Annotated in this window: 18 protein-coding genes and 1 riboswitch; of the genes, 12 read left to right on the top strand and 6 right to left on the bottom strand. The window is 61.3% G+C overall.

All coding sequences use genetic code 11. The features are described 5' to 3' along the window. Position 1: 1 nt before the first annotated feature. Together PMI03_RS00115 and PMI03_RS00120 are read right to left on the bottom strand one after the other, a co-directional pair. A complete protein-coding gene (locus PMI03_RS00115) occupies positions 2 to 1,393 on the bottom strand; it encodes an ethanolamine ammonia-lyase subunit EutB (RefSeq protein ID WP_007688683.1) in 1,392 nt (463 codons plus the stop codon). Positions 1,394 to 1,687: 294 nt separating this feature from the next. Beyond that, entirely contained in the window at positions 1,688 to 2,125 is a 438-nt protein-coding gene (locus PMI03_RS00120; protein WP_007688685.1) for an Lrp/AsnC family transcriptional regulator, read from the bottom strand. Positions 2,126 to 2,271: 146 nt separating this feature from the next. Between PMI03_RS00120 and PMI03_RS00125 the strand changes: the two genes are divergently transcribed. Beyond that, positions 2,272 to 3,321, top strand: a complete 1,050-nt coding sequence (locus tag PMI03_RS00125) for an ornithine cyclodeaminase (protein ID WP_007688686.1) — start codon at positions 2,272 to 2,274, stop codon at positions 3,319 to 3,321. A 13-nt stretch (positions 3,322 to 3,334) separates the two neighbouring features. Further along, on the top strand, positions 3,335 to 4,267 hold the full coding sequence (gene ctlX, locus PMI03_RS00130) for a citrulline utilization hydrolase CtlX (protein ID WP_039973546.1): 933 nt from the start codon (positions 3,335 to 3,337) through the stop codon (positions 4,265 to 4,267). A gap of 56 nt (positions 4,268 to 4,323) precedes the next feature. On the opposite strand, the gene PMI03_RS00135 is transcribed toward ctlX, so the two are convergent. Next, a complete protein-coding gene (locus tag PMI03_RS00135) occupies positions 4,324 to 5,118 on the bottom strand; it encodes an aldolase (RefSeq protein ID WP_007688689.1) in 795 nt (264 codons plus the stop codon). A 325-nt stretch (positions 5,119 to 5,443) separates the two neighbouring features. On the opposite strand from PMI03_RS00135, the gene PMI03_RS30780 reads away from it, so the two are divergent. From PMI03_RS30780 to atzF, 9 genes are all read left to right on the top strand, one after another. Then, complete coding sequence (locus PMI03_RS30780; protein WP_161600002.1) at positions 5,444 to 5,602, top strand: DUF4167 domain-containing protein; 159 nt, start codon at positions 5,444 to 5,446, stop codon at positions 5,600 to 5,602. After that, positions 5,599 to 6,633: a fatty acid desaturase gene (locus PMI03_RS00140; RefSeq protein ID WP_007688691.1), complete on the top strand. Its 1,035-nt coding sequence runs from the start codon at positions 5,599 to 5,601 to the stop codon at positions 6,631 to 6,633. The genes PMI03_RS30780 and PMI03_RS00140 overlap by 4 nt, the downstream gene beginning before the upstream one ends. Before the next feature lie 181 nt (positions 6,634 to 6,814). After that, positions 6,815 to 6,925, top strand: a riboswitch (guanidine-I (ykkC/yxkD leader). A gap of 76 nt (positions 6,926 to 7,001) precedes the next feature. Further along, a complete protein-coding gene (locus PMI03_RS00145; protein WP_007688698.1) occupies positions 7,002 to 8,075 on the top strand; it encodes a putative urea ABC transporter substrate-binding protein in 1,074 nt (357 codons plus the stop codon). A gap of 66 nt (positions 8,076 to 8,141) precedes the next feature. Further along, positions 8,142 to 8,960: an ABC transporter permease gene (locus tag PMI03_RS00150; protein ID WP_007688699.1), complete on the top strand. Its 819-nt coding sequence runs from the start codon at positions 8,142 to 8,144 to the stop codon at positions 8,958 to 8,960. After that, positions 8,957 to 9,784: an ABC transporter ATP-binding protein gene (locus PMI03_RS00155; protein ID WP_039973547.1), complete on the top strand. Its 828-nt coding sequence runs from the start codon at positions 8,957 to 8,959 to the stop codon at positions 9,782 to 9,784. Before PMI03_RS00150 ends, PMI03_RS00155 begins: the two co-directional genes overlap by 4 nt. Further along, positions 9,781 to 10,599, top strand: coding sequence for an urea amidolyase associated protein UAAP1 (locus PMI03_RS00160; protein ID WP_007688700.1), 819 nt, complete (start codon positions 9,781 to 9,783; stop codon positions 10,597 to 10,599). The genes PMI03_RS00155 and PMI03_RS00160 overlap by 4 nt, the downstream gene beginning before the upstream one ends. A 14-nt stretch (positions 10,600 to 10,613) precedes the next feature. Next, positions 10,614 to 11,264 (top strand): urea amidolyase associated protein UAAP2, encoded by a 651-nt coding sequence (locus tag PMI03_RS00165; protein ID WP_007688701.1) that lies wholly within the window; start codon positions 10,614 to 10,616, stop codon positions 11,262 to 11,264. A 1-nt stretch (position 11,265) separates the two neighbouring features. Then, positions 11,266 to 14,802, top strand: a complete 3,537-nt coding sequence (uca, locus tag PMI03_RS00170; protein ID WP_007688702.1) for an urea carboxylase — start codon at positions 11,266 to 11,268, stop codon at positions 14,800 to 14,802. Beyond that, entirely contained in the window at positions 14,802 to 16,616 is a 1,815-nt protein-coding gene (atzF, locus tag PMI03_RS00175) for an allophanate hydrolase (protein ID WP_007688703.1), read from the top strand. The genes uca and atzF overlap by 1 nt, the downstream gene beginning before the upstream one ends. Before the next feature lie 200 nt (positions 16,617 to 16,816). Here the strand turns inward: atzF and PMI03_RS00180 are convergent, their stop codons facing one another. Then, entirely contained in the window at positions 16,817 to 17,773 is a 957-nt protein-coding gene (locus PMI03_RS00180) for a S1C family serine protease (protein WP_039973574.1), read from the bottom strand. Between the two features lie 321 nt (positions 17,774 to 18,094). On the opposite strand from PMI03_RS00180, the gene PMI03_RS00185 reads away from it, so the two are divergent. Beyond that, positions 18,095 to 18,415 (top strand): hypothetical protein, encoded by a 321-nt coding sequence (locus PMI03_RS00185; RefSeq protein ID WP_309574293.1) that lies wholly within the window; start codon positions 18,095 to 18,097, stop codon positions 18,413 to 18,415. Between the two features lie 8 nt (positions 18,416 to 18,423). Here the strand turns inward: PMI03_RS00185 and PMI03_RS00190 are convergent, their stop codons facing one another. Next, positions 18,424 to 18,993, bottom strand: a complete 570-nt coding sequence (locus PMI03_RS00190) for an RES family NAD+ phosphorylase (protein WP_007688706.1) — start codon at positions 18,991 to 18,993, stop codon at positions 18,424 to 18,426. A gap of 28 nt (positions 18,994 to 19,021) precedes the next feature. Beyond that, the gene (locus tag PMI03_RS00195; protein ID WP_007688708.1) at positions 19,022 to 20,029 is read right to left on the bottom strand and encodes a hypothetical protein; all 1,008 of its coding nucleotides are present in this window, start codon (positions 20,027 to 20,029) and stop codon (positions 19,022 to 19,024) included. Positions 20,030 to 20,259: the final 230 nt, after the last annotated feature.

The raw sequence follows: 20,259 nt of genomic DNA on the forward strand, positions 1-20,259 counted from the left end.
GTCAGGCTCCAACAAGGGTTGAACTGGAAAAATAATCCGTCAGCATTGCCGGCGCCCCGACCAGAGCGCCTGCCCTATCGGTCAGGCCAATCTCGCAGAGCCAGCGTTCGAATTCCGGCGCCGGCGCACGGTTCAGCGTTTCGCGGCAGTAAATGGCGTCGTGATGGGCAAGGGACTGATAGTTGAGCATGATGTCGTCGGCGCCCGGCACTGTGATGACGAAGTTCACGTTGGCGGCGCACAGAAGCGTCAGCAGCGTATCCATGTCTTCCTGATCGGCGTCGGCATGGTTGGTGTAGCAGACGTCCACCCCCATCGGCAGGCCGAGAAGCTTGCCGCAGAAATGATCCTCGAGCCCCGCCCGGATGATCTGCTTGCCGTTGAAAAGATATTCCGGCCCGATAAAGCCGACGACCGTATTGACGAGCATTGGATCGAATTCGCGGGCAACAGCATAGGCGCGCACTTCCATCGTCTGCTGGTCGACGCCGAAATGCGCGTCGGCGGACAGAGCCGCTCCCTGCCCCGTTTCGAAGTACATGACGTTGGCGCCCGGCATGCCGCGCTTCAACGAACGCCCGGCCTCATAAGCTTCCTTCAGCAACGAGAGATCGATACCGAAACCGGCATTCGCCTTTTGTGAGCCGGCGACCGACTGGAAAACGAGATCGACCGGCGCACCAGCCTCGATGGCCCTTATCGCCGTCGTCACATGCCCGAGACAGCATGTCTGTGTCGGGATCGCCAGCCGCTCGCGCAGTTCGTCGAGCAGGGAGACGATACGGATATAATCCGCGACGCTGTCGGTCGCCGGATTGACGCCGATCACCGCGTCGCCCGATCCCATCAGCAAGCCGTCGATGGCCGAGGCAGCGATCCCGCGGCTGTCGTCGGTTGGATGGTTCGGCTGGTTGCGCGTCGACAGCCGACCGCGCAGGCCTATCGTGTTGCGGAAGCGGGTGACGACCTCACGCTTAGCCGCGACCGAGATCAGATCCTGCAGCCGCATGATCTTCGAGACTGCGGCCACCATCTCCGGCGTCACGCCATAGGTAACCGCCTCGAGCGCCCGCTGCCCGGTCTCGGGCTTCAAGAGCCATTCGCGGAATTCGCCGACCGTGAGAGACGAGATCGGCGCAAAGGCCGCCGCATCGTGGCGCGCGGCGATCAGCGCCGACACCTCGTCATCGTCGGAGGAGATCACTTCCTCGCTCAGGAACGCTTTCAGCGGCAGATCGGCCAGCGCCATCTGCGCGGCCAGACGCTCGACCGGACCTGATGCGGCAATGCCCGCGAGCTGATCGCCGGAACGCTCCGGCGTCGCCTTGGCAAGAAGATCCTTCAAATCACCAAAGCGGAAGACCGTATTCTCGATCGTCGTCGTGTAGGGCATGGGAGGCAAATCTATCGGTTGAGGAGAGCCGGGGCTTCATCACGAAGCTTGAGCCCTCCGAGTGGATCGTCAGTTCGGTCCCCTCCCAACCGGCGATGCAGCCTCCCGTGCCGCGCACCGCCGATATCCATGCTATGTCATCATACGGCCGGAAGCCGATTTCAACTACAATGTCTGCATGACCGGACGCGAGCAAGCCGTATTATCGCAACCGCCACCGAAACGCCGCAGTTCAGCAAGTTCTAAAAATCGCGCGCATGACCCGGCATTGACCACCAGATCCGAGAAACCCGATCAAACACTGCTCAGCAGCAGGCTGGTCTCGCTGTTGGCAACGCCATCGATCATCCGCACTTCGCGCAGAACGCGGTCGAAATCCGCAAGGCTCGCCGCCCGGATATTGGCAACGAGATCCCAGTTGCCGTTGGTCGTGTGCAGGGCGGAAATCTCCGTCAGACCGCGCAGCCTGCGAATGACCTGCGTCGTCGATTTTCCGACGACCTCGATCATCATCACCGCATGCACCGCGCTCAGATCATAGTCTTCTCTCACCCGCACGGTAAATCCGAGCAGCGTCCCCGTCTCCATCAGGCGGTCCAGCCTGTTCTGCACGGTGCCGCGCGCAACGCCGAGTGCATCCGAAAGCTTGGTCAGGGAGGCGCGTCCGTCGGCGCGAAGATGGCCGATGATGCGGCGGTCGAGATCATCGGGTGAATATTTCGCGACATCCATGTTTCCCACTCCGGGCTAGTAAATTTATGCAATCCGGCTGAACAAATTGTACAATTGGCTGCCGGAATTAGCACAGTTTTGCGCTTTCGGCCAACACTTGGGAACGCTAGCCTCTGTCTATCAGCCTAGCGCCAGAGGAATTCGTGATGTCGTCACCCCTTCCATCGGAAAAAGCCTTCGTTCCCTTCGTCAGCGTCGAGAACATGATGCGCCTCGTCCATCATATCGGGCTGGAGACGCTGCTTGCCGAGCTCACCGATGTCATCGAGGCGGACTTCCGCCGCTGGGAGCTGTTCGACAAGACACCGCGTGTCGCCTCCCATTCCCGCGAGGGCGTGATCGAGCTCATGCCGACCTCGGATGGTGAGATCTACAGCTTCAAATATGTGAACGGCCATCCGAAGAACATGGCGCAGGGCCTGCAGACCGTCACCGCCTTCGGCCTCCTGGCGGAAGTCTCGACCGGCTATCCGGTGCTGTTGACGGAAATGACGCTGCTGACCGCACTTCGCACCGCCGCCACCTCCGCCATGGCGGCACGGCATCTGGCGCCGAAGGGCGCACGCACCATGGCGATGATCGGCAATGGCGCGCAGGCGGAGTTCCAGGCGCTTGCCATGAAAGCCGTATGCGGCATCGATCATATCAGGCTCTTCGATATCGATCCCTTAGCGACGGCGAAGATGGTGCGCAACCTCTCAGGCAGCGGATTGACGGTCACCGCCTGCACCTCGTCGCAATCCGCGATCGAAGGCGCCGACATCATCACCACCTGCACCGCCGATAAGCAATGTGCAACGATCCTCACCGACAACATGATCGGCGCCGGCATCCATATCAATGCCATCGGCGGCGACTGCCCCGGCAAGACCGAACTGCATCGCGATATCCTGCTGCGCGCCGATACCTTCGTCGAATATCCGCCGCAGACGCGCATCGAGGGCGAGATCCAGCAGATGGAGCCGGACTACCCCGTCACGGAATTGTGGAAAGTCATCACCGGGCAGGCGGAGGGGCGGCGCACGGCCGGCCAGATCACCCTGTTCGACAGCGTCGGCTTCGCAGTCGAAGATTTTTCCGCACTCCGCTATGTCCGCGACCGGCTCAAGGGCACGGGGTTCTACCAGGACCTCGACATCATCGCCGATCCCGACGATCCGCGCGATCTCTTCGGCATGCTGCAGCGGGCAAGATAGGCGTAGGAGTAAGATGATGTCCAGACATTCAACCTATTCCATTCAGGCACCCTCTGCAGTCGTCATGGTGCGTCCGCACCATTTCACCGTGAACACGGAAACGGCGGCCGACAATCATTTTCAGAGCAGCCAGGACATCAGAGAAGACCTCTCTTCCGTGGCGCACGGGGAAATAACCGAGGCGGCCGAGACACTCGGACGTCACGGCGTCGAGGTGCATCTGTTCGAGGATACCGGTCGGCTGACCCCGGATTCGGTCTTTCCCAACAACTGGTTCTCCACCCATGCCGGCGGTCACGTCGCGATCTATCCGATGAAAGCCGTCAGCCGCCGTCGCGAGCGGCGCAGCGACGTCATCGAAATGCTGAAGACCCGATACCGAGTGCAGGAGGTCATCGACTATTCGGGCCTCGAACCCGACGGGCTCTTTCTCGAGGGCACCGGCGCCATGGTGCTCGACCATATCGACCGGGTCGCCTATGCGGTGCGCTCCGACCGCACCGATCCGATTGCGCTCGAACGCTTCTCAACCCATTTCAACTACGAGCCGATGGTGTTCGACGCCCGCGACGAAAATGGCGTCGCCGTCTATCACACCAATGTCCTGATGTGCATCGCCACCGATTTCGCCATGATCGGGCTGGACATGATGACCGATCCGGCCAGACGGCAGGAGATCGTCACCCGACTGGAGCGTTCCGGCCGGAACATCGTTGCGCTGACGAACGAACAGATTGCGCACTTTGCCGGCAACGCCCTGGAGCTTCGGGGAAAGGACGGCCGTATCCTGGCGCTTTCGACCACGGCGCTCGCCTGCCTCGACCGGCATCAGCTCGCCGCGATCGAGGAAAGTGCGAAACCCGTCGCCCTTGATATCCCGACGATCGAGAAAGCGGGCGGGTCGGTCCGTTGCACCTTGGCGGGCATCCATCTGGTAAAGCGCTGACAACCAAAATCAGCGTGACCGCATTCTTCCACATATCGCAGCAGGCGAAATAGGCATCAATCACGATAGTGTGGTGCTTCTACATCGAGCGTGCGCTTAATCGCCTCAAGGTGGAGGCGGGCGGATTCCGGGTCACCCTCCCGCATCTGCCGATAAGCCGCCTCCGCGATGGCCGGATCAACCGCGACAACCTCTCTTCCAGTCGACAGGGCAAGCGTCTGAACCTGGCAAGCCCGCTCCAGATAATAGAGATCATCCCAGGCCTCGGCGATATTGGGAGCAAGCACCATGACCCCATGGTGCTTCATGAAGACGATGTCCGCATCCCCGATCGTTGAAGCAATGCGGTCGCCTTCACGCTCGTCCAGCGCCAGACCGTTGTAATTCCTGTCAAACGCCGTCCGGCCGTAGAATTTCAGTGCCGTCTGTCCGGCAAAGATCAGCGGCTCTCCTTCTGTCATCGAGAGCGCGGTGGCATAGGGCATGTGCGTGTGGAAAGCGACTTTGGCGCGCGGGACGTTCTTGTGGATACGGGCGTGGATGTAGAATGCCGTCGCTTCCGGCTGACCGGTCCCCGAGACGACATTGCCGTGGAAGTCGCAAACCAGCAGCATGGATGCCGTCAGTTCCCGAAAGGCATAGCCATAGGGATTGACGAGGAACAGGTCGTCATATCCCGGCACGACCGCGGAGAAATGATTGCAGATCCCTTCCTCCAACCCATGTCTGGCAGCCATGCGAAAACATGCGGCTAGATCGACGCGGGCCTGCCAGACCTCCTCGGAATCGAGGGCCGGCTGATTTGGGCCTGCGGCACCGGGAGCGGTCTGGGTCTTTAGTGAATGCGCCATGGATAATCCTTCGATGAGACCGTCGTATTTTCAGGTTGCTTAGCCGGTATTGATCCGTGGCAGGCGCTTCTTGTCAATGCAAACGTCCCTTATCATTGAACTTGAAACAGCCACATTGCAGCGATATCGATTTCTCATCTCGAATGATTGAGTTGGCTGTCCGTGCTCCAAGAGAAGCACAAAGGGTGATATCGCATTTTAATCGCCACCGAATTTTCGATGCCGCTCTTCATCTTGTAATCCCAAAAATGAATGCAGCCGAGTTCGATGGTCGCTTACGGACCACATGAAAAACACGATACCAATTGCATCGAGGCACTTTCGATTGCCGTCCCGCTACGATCACTATATCGCGCTTGCTCGCGAAAAGGCCCTGGCGGGAGATTGCATCGAAGCCGAAACCTATTATCAGCAAGCAGAACATTATTTCCGCAGCGCCGCAGCGCTCGCCTCGCCCGCACAGAAGGTAGACCAACCACAATGAACGCCACGTCCACCTTTGAGCACCCCAGCGACGCTGGCGACAAGGCTTGGCTCAAGGTTCTTTCGAAGTATCGCAATCCACATGCCGGGCGCAGTACCTTCGAACTTGCGGTGACCGCCGTTCCGTTCGCCATCCTCTGGGCCGGCGCATGGGCGGCCGTTCATTATGGTCTCTGGTACGGCCTGATCCTGGTGATCCCCGCCGCCGCATTTCTGTTGCGGCTGTTCGCGATCCAGCACGATTGCGGTCATGGCTCTTTTTTCGCACGCCGCCGCATCGACGACTGGACCGGACGCGCGATCGGAGTGCTGACCCTGACACCCTATGACTACTGGCGCCGGGCGCATGCGCAGCATCACGCCACCGCCGGCAATCTCGATGAGCGCGGCGTCGGCGATATCACCACCCTCACGGTTGCCGAATACAATGCGCAGTCCTGGTGGGGACGGCTAGGCTACAGGCTTTACAGACATCCGCTGGTGATGTTCGGCATCGGACCCGTCTGGGTCTTCCTGTTGAAGCAGCGGCTACCCTTCGGCATGATGCGCTCGGGCCCCGTTCCGTGGATATCGACCATGGCCACCAATCTCGCCGTCGCCGTCATTGCAGCGCTGCTGATCTGGGCGGTCGGCATCGTTCCGTTTTTGCTCGTCCATCTCCCGATCGTCTTGCTGGCGGGCGCCGCCGGTGTCTGGCTCTTCTATATCCAGCACCAATTCGAGGAAACGCATTGGTCGAAGCCGCCGGAGTGGCAGTTTCAACATGCCGCCATGCACGGCGCATCCCATTACGACCTACCGCTGGTGCTGAGATGGCTTACCGGCAATATCGGCATCCATCATGTGCATCATCTGTCGAGCCGGGTGCCCTATTACCGCCTTCCCGAAGTGCTGCGCGACCATCCCGAGTTGGGCAATGTCAGCCGCATCACCCTTATGGAGAGCCTGCGCTGCGTCAAACTCGTCCTTTGGGACGAGAAAACCAACCGGCTCGTTTCCTTCCGCGAGGCAAAACGCCAAAAGGCGCTTTGAACGGCCTGCCTCTAGCGCCACCGGATCTTTAGCAGTCGCATTCATGCCTGCGAAAGATCCGATCGCCGCTCAAATATTGAGCAACAATGATCGAGCGTGGGCAATGAGCGTTCCGGCAGCGGATCACCCTCATAAAAATCAATAGCTTATAAATTGGCACACCCTTTGCTTCTGTAGAAGCTGAGTTGGTGGCTAGGGTTCCGGCGCTTTGAAAAGCGTGCTGGTCCGAGAGCTGCCGCCGGTTGGGGGAGAAATCCCACCGGATGCACGGCGGGACAAAAGCCCGGGAGACCTCGTAAGCCAAGGGATTGGCGGCGCGATGGTCTTTGCCGATCCCTTTTTGACAAAAAGCAAAAAGGGGAATTTCAATGCAGACTTTTTCGAAGCTTCTTTCCATCACCGCCCTGACCGCCTCGCTGATGCTGGGCTTTGGCACCTCTGCCGATGCCGCGCAGAAGACCGAGTTCAAGGTTGCCTGGTCGATCTATGTCGGCTGGATGCCCTGGGGCTATGCCGCCGATCACGGCATCGTCAAGAAATGGGCCGACAAATACGGCATCAAGATCGACGTCACCCAGTTCAACGACTACGTCGAATCGATGAACCAGTATACGGCCGGCGCCTTCGATGCCGTGACGCTCACCAACATGGATGGCCTTTCCATTCCGGCCGCCGGCGGCGTCGACACGACCGCCGTCATCGTCGGCGACTTTTCGAACGGCAACGACGCCGTCATCCTCAAGGACAAGGCGAGCCTTGCCGATATCAAGGGCCAGAACGTCAATCTGGTCGAATATTCCGTCTCGCATTACCTGCTCGCCCGCGCACTCGACAGCATCAAGCTCAGCGAGCGTGACGTGAAGGTCGTCAACACCTCCGACGCAGACATGGTTGCCGCCTACAAGACGCCCGACGTCTCCGCCGTCGTCACCTGGAATCCACTGGTCTCCACCATTCTTGAAGAGCCCACCGCCAAGAAGGTGTTCGACAGCTCGCAAGTGCCCGGCGAAATCATCGACCTGATGGTCGCCAATACCACGGTGCTCAAGGATAATCCGAACTTCGGCAAGGCGCTGGCCGGCATCTGGTATGAGACGGCAGCGCTGATGAAGGCAGATACGGCGGACGGCAAAGCCGCCCGCGAGACGATGGGATCGGCCTCCGGCACCGACCTCAAGGGCTTCGAAGCGCAGATCGCCGCGACCAAGCTCTTCGACAAACCCACTGACGCCGTCGCCTTCACCGCGTCGCCGAGCCTTCCGAAGACGATGGATCTGGTGCGTAACTTCCTGTTCCAGAAGGGTCTGCTCGGCAGCGGCGCGGCGTCGGCTGATGTCATCGGCATCGAGATGCCGGATGGCAAGGTCCTCGGCGACAACGGCAACGTCAAGCTGCGCTTTACCGAGACCTACATGAAGGCGGCCGCTGACGGCGCGCTCTGAGCGAAGTTCGACCGGCGGCGCGGGAAAACCGCGCCGCGTCATCCCTTCATCAGCGGAGCTTTCCTCATGCGCTGGATCAACACCAAGCCGAGCCGGGGCGCGCAATTTGCCCTGATGATGCTGCCCTTCGCCCTGATCGTCGTCGCCTATGTCTTCGGATCGACAGCGCGGCTAGCGGAAAACGCCAATGACAAGCTGCTGCCAAATCTCTCCGGCTTCGTCCAGGCGATCGACCGCATGGCCTTCATCGCCGATCAGCGCACTGGCGAGTACCTGCTTTGGTCGGACACCTGGGCAAGCCTGATCCGGCTTTTCGCCGGCCTCGGCATCTCCACGCTGACGGCGCTTTTGATCGGCATGCTCATCGGCATGCTGCCCTATCTCAGGGCGCTGCTCGCTCCCTTCGTCGCCGTCATCTCGATGGTGCCGCCGCTGGCGCTGTTGCCGATCCTCTTCATCGTCATGGGCCTCGGCGAGACCTCCAAGATCGCCCTCATCGTGATCGGCGTCGCGCCGACGATGATCCGTGATCTGGCACTGAAGGCGCTGGAGTTGCCGCGCGAGCAGATCGTCAAGGCCGAAACGCTTGGCGGCTCCTCCTGGCAGATTGCTCTGCGTGTCGTGCTGCCGCAGATCCTGCCGCGACTGATCACCTGCCTCAGGCTGCAGCTCGGCCCGGCCTGGCTGTTCCTGATCGCGGCCGAAGCGATCTCGTCGGATTCCGGTCTCGGCTACCGCATCTTCCTTGTCCGCCGCTATCTCTCGATGGACATCATCTTTCCCTATGTCGTCTGGATCACGCTGCTTGCCGTGCTGACGAACTACATTCTCGACCGCATCCGCATCGCTGTCTTTCCCTGGTCGGAACTGGAGAAGCGGGCATGAGCGAACTCAGGATCGAAAATGTCTGGAAGGAGTATGGCGACCAGATCGTGCTCGAGGATATCTCGCTGACCGTCGCCTCGCGCGCCTTCGTCGCCCTCGTCGGCCCTTCCGGCTGCGGTAAGTCGACATTCCTGCGTATGCTGCTCGGCCAGGAGCAGCCGACCAGAGGCCAGATCCTGCTCGATGGCGAGCTTCTGCCGGCCGAGCCTGGTCCGGATCGCGGCGTCGTCTTCCAGCGCTACTCCGTGTTTCCGCATCTAACCGTGCTCGGCAATGTGCTGCTCGGCAAGGAATTCTCCGGCGCACGCCACAAGGCCAAGCTCTTCGGTGTGGCACGGCGCAACGCTATCGCCAAGGCGCGGCAACTGATCGGCGAAGTCGGCCTTGCCGGCGCAGAGGACAAATATCCGGCGCAGCTTTCCGGCGGCATGCAACAGCGTCTGGCGCTTGCCCAGGCGCTGATCATGAAACCGAAGGTGCTGCTGCTCGACGAGCCCTTCGGCGCGCTCGATCCGGGCATTCGCGCCGAGATCCATACGCTGATGAAACGGCTCTGGAACGAGACGCAGATGACCGTCGTCATGGTCACCCATGACATGCGCGAGGCCTTTACGCTTGCAAGCCGGGTCATCGCCTTCGAACGCCGCCGCGACCGTCCAGAAGAGAAGGAACGCTACGGCGCGACTATCACCAAGGATATTTCCATCTGGCCGCCGCGCCTTGCCGGCGAGCCGTCGATCTTCAGCCCCGACCGGGACGGCCCGGTTGTTTCCCTGGGGCATCGCCGGGACGACCTGGCTTCGTCGGGAGAAACCCAGCCATGACACATGTCAGACGTTCGCCGGAAGACATAGCCGCCAACCGCGCGCGCTACGAAGAGCATCAAAGAAAGGGGCTCGACTTCGCGCCCAAGGCACTGCCGGAGGCAAGCCCGTTGCCGGCGCCCGAGATCGCGCCCGATAAGATTATCCATCGCGAAGTCATCCCTGGTGGCTGGTACTGGTCGACCCATATCAAGAAGAACGAAGTAATCCGCGTCAGCCTCGACCATGGCTTCTCGACGGTTTCCCTCGTCGCCTGGAGTGCCGTCGACACCAGCGAGCGGCTGAACCTGCCCGATACGGTGAAGATGCAGTGGACCACCGCGCTCGGCAAAGGCCGGGTGATCTTCTCCGATATGGGCCGAGTGATGTTCTCGGTGACGGAAGATAGCTCCGGCGCCCATGACGGGCTGATGGGCGGCTCCACCTTCGCGTCAAACACGGCGAAGTATGGAGACAGCAAGCGCAACACCCGCGACAACCTGATCCTGCTTGCCACCAAGGCCGGGCTCGACAAGCGGGATATTCCGTCGGTACTGGCGCTCTTTGCCCCGGTCCGTGTCGATCAGGACGGCGCGTTCCTGTGGAAGCCGGAGCTGCTGCATGGGCACGACTATGTCGAGCTGCGCGCCGAGATGGATATGATCGTCGGCTTTTCCAACTGCCCGCACCCGCTTGATCCGGACCCCACCTATCGGCCGAACCCGGTGACCATCACGCGCGTCACGGCGGTAGAACCACCTGCCGATGACCTTTGCCGGACCGCGACTGCCGAGGCTGTACGCGGTTTTGAAAACAACGCGCTGGCGACGATGTGAGGGGGAGCAAGACCATGAGTGATTTCATCCAGACAGCTCCGGGCCGCACGCTCGAAAACACTGCACAGGACCATTACATCCCGGCCGAGGCGCCGTTCTCGACGGTGATCCGCAAAGGCCAGACGGTCCGCATCGAGGACACATACGGCCAGCAGGCGATCGACACATTGTTCTATAACGCCACGGATGTCTCCGAGCGCTATTCCAACCAGGATACGATGCGCGAACAGGGCGCGGCCTATATCTCCACCGGCACGAAGGTCATCTCGAACGAGGGCCGGGTGATGCTGACCATGACCGCCGACAGTTGCGGCCGGCACGACACCTCGGCTGGCGCCTGCTCCTGCGAAAGCAATACGGTGCGCTTCGGCCACGGTACCAGATATCTGCATGCCTGCCGGGACAATTTCGTTCTCGAAGTCTCCAAGCACGGCATGGGCAAGCCCGATGTCGTGCCCAACATCAACTTCTTCATGAATGTGCCGATCGAACCCAGCGGCGAGATGACGATCGTCGACGGGATTTCCGCGCCGGGCGACTATGTCGAGCTGAAAGCCGAGATGGACGTGCTGCTGGTCATCTCCAATTGCCCGCAGATCAACAATCCCTGCAACGGTTTTGATCCGACACCGGTCCGGGTGCTGGTCTGGGATAGCGAGGCCTGACATGTTCAAGAAGGTTCTCATCGCAAACCGGGGCGAAATCGCCGTCCGGATCATCAAGACATTGCAGCGCATGGGTATCGCCTCCGTCGCTGTCTATTCCGATGCCGACCGCTTTTCCAAGGCGGCGCTGATGGCGGACGAGGCGGTCAGGCTTGGCCCGGCGCCGGCCTCCGAAAGCTATCTCGATGTCGACGCCGTCATCGTCGCCTGCAAGGCGACCGGTGCCGAAGCCGTGCATCCGGGCTACGGCTTCCTTTCGGAGAATATCGGCTTTGCCGAGCGGCTGGCGAAAGAGGGCATCATCTTCATTGGTCCAACGCCCGACAACATTGCCGCTTTCGGGCTGAAGCACACGGCCCGCGAACTGGCGCGTGAAAGCGGCGTGCCGCTCCTTCCCGGCAGCGGACTGCTGGAGACGAGCGACGATGCGCTAACGGCTGCGACCGACATCGGCTATCCGGTGATGCTGAAATCGACGGCCGGTGGCGGTGGCATCGGCATGCAGCTCTGCGACGACCCTGAAAGCCTGACGGCGGTCTTCGACAGCGTGCAGCGCACCGCGCGCGCAAGCTTCGGCGATGCGCGCGTCTATCTCGAGCGCTTCGTCGCCAAGGCTCGCCATGTCGAAGTGCAGATCTTCGGTGACGGCCATGGCCGGGTGATCGCGCTTGGGGAACGCGACTGCTCGCTGCAGCGCCGGAACCAGAAGGTGATCGAGGAGACCCCCGCGCCGGGATTGTCCGACGCAGTTCGGGCCAGCCTGCACGCCGCCGCTGTCGCGCTCGGCACCTCCGCCCACTACCGATCGGCAGGAACAGTCGAGTTCATCTATGATCCGGCACGCGAGGAATTCTACTTCCTCGAGGTCAACACGCGTCTGCAGGTCGAGCATCCGGTCACTGAAGCCGTCTTCGGCATCGATCTCGTCGAGTGGATGATCCGCCAGGCCGCTGGGGAGGATGTACTCACCGGCAAAGAAAATCTCGTTCCCAAGGGCGCAGCGATTGAGGCGCGCATCTATGCCGAGATGCCGCATGCCGGGTTCAGGCCGAGCGCGGGGCTGCTGACCGAGGTCATCTTTCCGAAAAACGCGCGTGTCGATGGCTGGATCGAGACAGGTACGGAGGTCAGCCCTTACTATGACCCCATGCTCGCCAAGGTGATCGTCAAGGCCGAGGATCGGTCGGCAGCGATCAAGGCGCTCGGCAAGGCGCTTGAAGGCAGCGCCATTTCCGGCATCGAAACCAATCTCGATTATCTCAAGGCCATCGCCGCTTCCGATCTGCTCGCGAGCGGCAATGTGGCGACGACGGCGCTCAAGGATTTCGTCTTTGTGCCCGATGTCGTCGAGGTCATCACGCCGGGCGCCCAATCGAGCCTGCAGGAACTGCCGGGACGGCTGGGTCTCTGGCATGTCGGGGTACCGCCAAGCGGGCCGATGGACGAGCGATCTTTCCGCCATGCCAACCGGCTGGCCGGAAATGCCGACGAGACGGCAGCGCTCGAGCTCACCGTCTCCGGTCCGATGCTGAAATTCTTCTCGGATGTGACGGTCGCCCTTGCCGGGGCGAACATGCCGGTGACGCTCGATGGCGTACCGGCTCCGCACGACACGGCAATCCTCGTCAAGGCGGGCCAGACGCTTGCGATCGGAGCGATCGCCGGTGCCGGCCAGCGCGCCTATCTCGCCGTCGCGGGCGGGTTTGCGGCCCCGGAGGTGCTTGGCTCGCGCGCAACCTTCGGTCTCGGGCAATTCGGCGGCCACGCGACGGGAACGCTTCGCGCCGGCCATGTGTTGCGGCTTGCCCGCGCTCCGCAACCGGCACCCAAGCCGACTAATGAACCAGTCCAGCTCTCCCGCAGTTGGGATGTCGGCGTGCTCTACGGCCCGCACGGCGCTCCCGATTTCTTCCTTGAGGAAGATATCGAAACGCTGTTTGCAACCGAGTACGAGGTTCATTTCAACAGTGCCCGCACCGGCGTGCGCCTGATCGGCCCCGCGCCGAAATGGGCACGCACGGATGGCGGCGAGGCGGGGCTTCATCCTTCCAACCTGCACGACAATGCCTATGCGGTCGGCGCAATCGACTTTACGGGCGACATGCCGATCATTCTCGGCCCCGACGGCCCTAGCCTCGGCGGCTTCGTCTGCCCGGCGGTGATTGCCCGCGACGAGCAATGGAAAATGGGCCAGTTCAAACCGGGCGACAAGATCCGTTTCCATGCGGTGAAGCGTACCGAGGACCCGATCGCCGGGCCGGTGGTCAAGCGCATCGGCGTTGACGCCGGCGCCGCGATCATCGCAAGCAGCGAGGCGGGACCGGTCCCCGTGGTCTATCGCCGCCAGGGCGATGACAATCTGCTGGTCGAATACGGCCCGATGCAGCTCGACATCGCGCTTCGCCTGCGCGTGCATCTCTTGATGCAGGCGGTCAAGGAGGCGAAGCTTCCGGGACTTGTCGACCTCACGCCAGGCATACGGTCGCTGCAGATCCACTATGACGGAACCGGCCTCACCCGCACGCGCCTTCTCGGCCTCTTGAGTGAGATCGAGGCTTCCCTGCCGCCGGCGCAGGCGGTGAGGGTCCCGAGCCGGATCGTGCATCTGCCGCTTTCCTGGAACGATCCCGATGCCGAACTTGCGATGCGCAAGTACCAGGAGCTCGTTCGCCCCAATGCGCCCTGGTGCCCGTCGAATATCGAGTTCATCCGCCGCATCAACGGGCTGGCCGACGAACAGGCGGTGCGCGACGTCGTCTTTGACGCCAGCTATCTCGTCCTTGGGCTCGGCGACGTCTATCTCGGCGCGCCGGTTGCCACACCGATGGATCCCCGGCATCGCCTGGTGACGACGAAGTACAATCCGGCCAGAACCTGGACGCCGGAAAATGCCGTCGGCATCGGCGGCGCCTATATGTGCATCTACGGCATGGAAGGCCCCGGCGGTTACCAGCTCTTCGGCCGGACGATCCAGGTGTGGAATACCTGGCGCCAGACGCCGGTCTTTTCCAAGCAAAAGCCCTGGCTGCTCGATTTCTTCGACCAAATCCGCTTCTTCCCCGTCAGCCACGAGGAACTGACCGAAGCGCGTGCCGCCTTCCCGAATGGCGGTTATCCGATTCGCATCGAGGAGAGCGAATTCTCCTATGCGGCCTATGAGGCGGATCTTGCCGCCAACGCGGAAGCCATCGGTGCCTTCAAGACCCGCCAGCAATCGGCTTTCGAAGCCGAACGCCAGCGCTGGAAGGATCTCGGCCTCGACAGTTTCGTCGTCGACGAGGGTACTGGCCCCGGGCTTGGGGGCGATATTCCCGAAGGCTGCTTCGGCGTCGAAAGCGCCGTGCCCGGCAACGTCTGGAAGATCCTCGTCGAAGAGGGCCAGCCGGTCGCGGCCGGCGAGACGCTTGCCATCATCGAATCCATGAAGATGGAAATCAATGTGACCGCCCATGCCGCCGGCCGCGTCCGCGATCTGCGCGCAGGCCCCGGCCGCAACGTCAAAGCCGGCGATGTCCTCGTCGTGCTGGAGGAAATCTGATGCTCCCTGCCATTCTCGATCTCGCTTCGCTCCAATCCGCCTATGCATCCGGCTTGTCGCCTCTCGATCTCGTTGAGGAGGTGATCATCCGCCGCAAGGCTTCCGACGACCCCGCGATCTTCATCACACCGACGCCGGACGACGAACTGCGCGCCGCTGCCAAGGCGCTGATAAGCCGAGCACCCGATCCGAACAGCCTGCCACTCTGGGGCATCCCCTTCGCGGTCAAGGACAATATCGATGTGGCCGGCCTACCGACCACGGCCGCCTGCCCGGCTTTTGCCTATCGTCCCGACAAGGATGCAACGGTGGTGGCACGCCTAAGGGCTGCCGGGGCGCTGGTGATCGGCAAGACCAATCTCGATCAGTTCGCCACCGGCCTCAACGGCACGCGCTCGCCGCATGGCGCGCCGCGCTCGGTCTTCGACAAGGATTATGTATCGGGCGGCTCCAGCTCCGGTTCGGCCGTTGCCACAGCCTCAGGCCTGGCAAGCTTCGCGCTTGGCACCGACACAGCCGGTTCCGGCCGCGTGCCGGCGGCCTTCAACAATCTCGTCGGCATCAAGCCGACGCCTGGGCTGGTGCCGAATGTCGGCGTCGTGCCCGCCTGCCGCAGTGTCGATGTCGTCACCATTTTTGCAGCGACCGTCGGCGACGGCATTGCGATCCGCAAAGTGATGGAGGGTTTTGACGCCGTCGATCCCTTCTCGCGCAAGGCGACTCCCGCCCGCCTGCCCGCCTCGGGGCTGCGGATCGGCGTGCTCGACGGGAATGAACGGGAATTCTTCGGCAACAGGGATGTCGAAGCTCTCTACAATGCCGCGATCGAAAGGGCGCGCTCCCTCGGCGCCACCATCGTTCCCTTCGACTATGCGCCGTTCCGGCAGGCAGCCGAACTGCTCTACAACGGCCCCTGGGTCGCCGAACGGCTGGCGGCGGTGAAGGATTTTCTTACCAGCAATGCCGCTGATTTCGATCCGACCGTGCGAACCATCATCGAGGGTGCCAGAGCCTATGATGCGGTCGACGCCTTCGAAGGCCGATACAAGCTCGAAGCACTGCGTCAGAAGACAAGGGAAGAGTGGGAGAAGGCTGATATCCTGATGCTGCCGACCTCGCCGACCACCTATACGGTCGAGGAGATGATCGCCGATCCGATCACGAAGAACGGCCATTTCGGCCGGTACACCAACTTCGTCAACCTGCTTGACTGCGCGGCAATAGCCATTCCGGCCGGCTTCGACGCGAACGGTCACCTGCCAGCGGGCGTGACGCTGATCGGTCCGGCCTTTACCGACGATGCTCTCGCTCCCTTCGCCGACGCCATGCACCGGAGCTTGAACACCGGGATGGGCAAGGACCGCGTAGCCGTTATCCCTGAGGCGAGCCGCGTGCCTCAGGCCGATGACGGCTCGGTTCCGATCGTCGTCGTCGGAGCGCATCTGAGCGGCATGCCGCTCAACCATGAACTCACTTCTTCCGGCGGATACCGGCTGAAGTCCTGCCGGACGGCGAGTGACTACCGCCTCTTCGCATTGCCGGGAACTGTCCCGCCCAAGCCGGGGTTGCTGCGCGAGCCAGGCTTTTCCGGCAAGGGCGTGGAGGTCGAAGTCTGGGCATTATCACCCGAGGCCTTCGGCCGCTTCGTCCAGAAAATCCCCGCGCCACTCGGCATTGGCAAGGTTTCGCTGGATGACGGCACGGCGGTGTCGGGTTTCCTCTGCGAGGCGCACGCCGCTGCGGATGCGCTTGAGATCACCGACTTCGGCGGCTGGCGGCACTACGTCCGAGCCAAAACCGAGACAACCTCTTGAGAAAGGATCTGCAGGATGAAGGCATTCCTGGTGAAGACATTGCGTGTCATCCTTGATGGGGTGATCGCCAGAACGCTCGTCATCGGGATGCCTCGTTCGCGAGATGGCAATTCCTCGCCCTCATCTGACACATAGAACGATCTCATCCGTCGCGGAGGCGCCGGTGGAAACTTCCGCCGACGCCTCCGCTTTCGCTTAATTCACGATCGGGCAACCGGCACTAGCCTTCGTGTCTCAAGCCGGCCTGCGACCGAAAAGACAAGTAGCTCGGTATCCTCACCGATCTTGTCGCCATTCATCAATCGGACGATGTCATCGACGCCGCCGACCGGGGTGCCGTCGATCGCCAGAATATAGTCACCGTCTTTCAAGCCGGCACGCTCGGCCGGGCCGCCGGATTCGACTCGTCTGACCCGCACGGACGTCGCCTGCCTGGTGCCCGCCTCAAGGGCGATCCTGCGCGGCAGCTCGATTGTATCGCCGGCGATGCCGATGAAGGCCCGCCGGACATGGCCGTAACGGAGGATCTCCGACACCACGACATTCGCCGTGTTGGAGGCGACCGCGAAGGCGATGCTCTGCGCGCCCTGGATGACGGCCGTGTTGACCCCGATGACCTCACCAGCGGAGGACACCAGCGGCCCGCCGGAATTGCCGGGATTGAGCGCGGCATCGGTCTGGATAACGTCATCCATCAGCCGGCCGCTCGCCGAACGCATCGAGCGGCCGAGCGCCGACACGATGCCTGCGGTTACCGTCCATTCGAAACCGAACGGATTGCCGATGGCAATCGCAATATGCCCCCGGCGCAGACGCTTGGAATCGCCCAGCCGCGCCCAGGCACTGACGCCGGAATTCGCACGAATGAGCGCGATGTCGGTGTCGACGTCGCGTCCAAGAACGCGTCCTTCCGTAACCGAACCATCCGGCGTGGTGATGCGGACGAGCTTCGCATCGTCGACCACATGATTGTTGGTGACGATCAGCCCATCCGGTGAGATGGCAAAGCCGGAGCCATGCCCTCCCTTGCCGCCCACACGCTCGATGCGGCTGACCGCCGGACCGACCATGTCGACCGCGCTTGCTATGGATTGGGAATATGCGTCTACCAGCGCGCCGTCATCGTCGGCCGTAATATTTTTATCTATGAGACCCATCATCTGATCCTCCAACAGCGGCGCCCGTCGTCGCTACCGCCGGCGGACCGATCACGCGGATGCGCGCGTTCGCCATGGCGCTGTTGTATGAGAATTAAATGGAGGGGCGCAGGTCTGCATTCAAGCCGGGAGGCTTGAGGTCGGTCGTGACCTCCTGACTGGAATGCGCGGAAACCAATCCATCTCGCTAGTTCAAGTGCCCATTGATGGAATTGTCGCTGGCTGCTTTCCAGCGTCTTGCCCACACACTCGGAGATATGCGAACTATTGAAGATGAGTTGTCCGGAATGTGGCCAAGAACTGACCATCTGGGTCCAAGGCATGAGCCTTAATGTTACCTGCAACAATTGCGGATGGACCGTTTCGACGACCAATAGAGATCATGCCGCGTTTGACGAGACAACCTATACGGTGCGGCTGGATCGAGCCGATCGACTGCGCTCAAAGACGATCCTGGATGTTTCGATGGTTCTTGGAATTGGCGTCATTCAGGCTCGCCTGGTCGTCGATCAAGATTTGCCGGTAGCCCAGGCTGTGACGGCAACATCTGCGATGCTATTACGCGACGCGTTCGTTAAGCGTGGTCTCCAGGTCGTCGTTGAACCGCCGCTTCCCTGGAACCCGGACGGCACACGCGCATAGCGCCGCAGCTACAGCCCCCACTTCGGACCGTTTTCAGACAGCTTGATTTCGACAGGCTCACCGCAAACCTCGACCGAGGGGCCACCGAGCGCGTTCCAGCGAAACAGGTTGAGATGCCAACCGCCGGGTATCAATCGTGACCGGTCGATTATCCCGTCTGCGCCGGCTGCTCTGGCTATATCAGCATTGCGCCATGACGCCGGCTCCTGACCGTCCGCTAAAGCGGACCGCCAGGACAGATTGGATAGTCCCCGATCAATGCCGAGCTGTTCACAGGCCTGCCGGTCATGCTGATCGACCACGATCGCATCACTGACAAGAAGCGGTACGACAACGCGCGGTCGCTGGTCTTCGCGCATGTAGCCGGAGATAGCGATGATTGACCATTCGAGTGAAGCACTCGTATAAAGTGTCGCCTGACCGAGGCGGTGATAGCGTCCCGCGCTGGATGCCTCGGGAGGATCGAGCACATGATCAAGGCGTTCGGTCAGCACCGAACGAAAGAAGCGACCACTGATCTTGCGAAAGAGGCCCGCGGACTCATTCTTTGTAACATGTGCTTCCATGGAGACCCACATAGCGGGAGACCCCGCTGGGAAACAAACCTTATGGCGCGTTGCAAATCGGTATTGGCCGCGGCGGCGGCGCCGGATGATCTATTTTGTATTGGGCAATGATTGGCTCCAAGGTTTCTTTCGACCAGAACTTCGGAGCGCCGATTTCCTTCAAGCAGGAATCATTCCAATACAAGCCGGCCTTCGATGGCGAACGACCGCTCGCCACAGCTTTGGCGACGGCGTTTATATCGGCTGACTCAGGATAGATGTAGAGCGTCGTCGGATTGCCCTTCACCATGGAGAGGATCTGGCTGGCGTCCGATGCCGTCCAGCTGGTGCAGCCGTCGCTGCGGCCACCCGCATATTCCACCAGCTTTCCAAGCGGAACATATCCATCGCGATTTGCGTAGGGGCTTTCAGGATTTTTCTTCAGGCAGACGCCCGCCACGACAGCGGCTGCGTGCCCGCCGATGGCACGCTGTCGTGCATTTGCCGTTTCGCCCTCGCCGTCAAATTGGATGAACGAGCGAAGCAAGGCCGCATCTTTCGTTCCCGAGACGCGGTAGTAACCCTTGAACGTCGTCTTCGTCTCGTCCGTCATATAGGCACCGCCGGCGGTCAGGTTCGAATCCATGGCATTGCCGAAGTTCCGGGCGCACTCTCTGCCATTGCCGAAATCAACAACGCCCTTCAAATCGCGACCGCTGCCGTGCCCGGACGAAATCACACGAAACGTCTGGGTGGCTTCGCAGACAGTGTAAAAGCGGCCGCCCGATTTGCCGTCGCCCAGATCGTTCGGGCGTGTGGCGTCCATTGCGAAGTAGCAAGGATTACTGACTTTACCTTCGCTCACTTTGCGCATGTAGAGCGCGCGCGCCCGCTGCAGGACCGGCGAGGCGATCTGGCCGTCACCTTCGCCGACATGAGGCGTAAGCCACGGAGGAATGTCCGCTTGTCGACCAGCCGCAAATAACTGCGGCGATGCCGAGAGGACGACGGCGACGGTGCAAAGGCTGAGAGTATTGACGATACTCAAGAGAGCATATCTCGACCGCACGGAATCAGATCTCCTGTTGAAACGTTTTGCACTTCTACATCCAGCCTCGGGTCGAAGCCAATGGCGACAATGATTCTGTGCTGACATCCCAAGCCATCTTCGAACCACTCTGGCGGCAGATGGTCGCCAACGCGCCAGAAGACTCGATTAACTTCAGACAATAATGCACGTATGAGGAGATGCTAGGAACCATAGGGGAATCGGGACCGGCAGGCGTCGAATCTCAGAAT

Source organism: Rhizobium sp. AP16, assembly GCF_000281735.1.
GTDB classification, from domain to species: Bacteria; Pseudomonadota; Alphaproteobacteria; order Rhizobiales; family Rhizobiaceae; genus Rhizobium; species Rhizobium rhizogenes.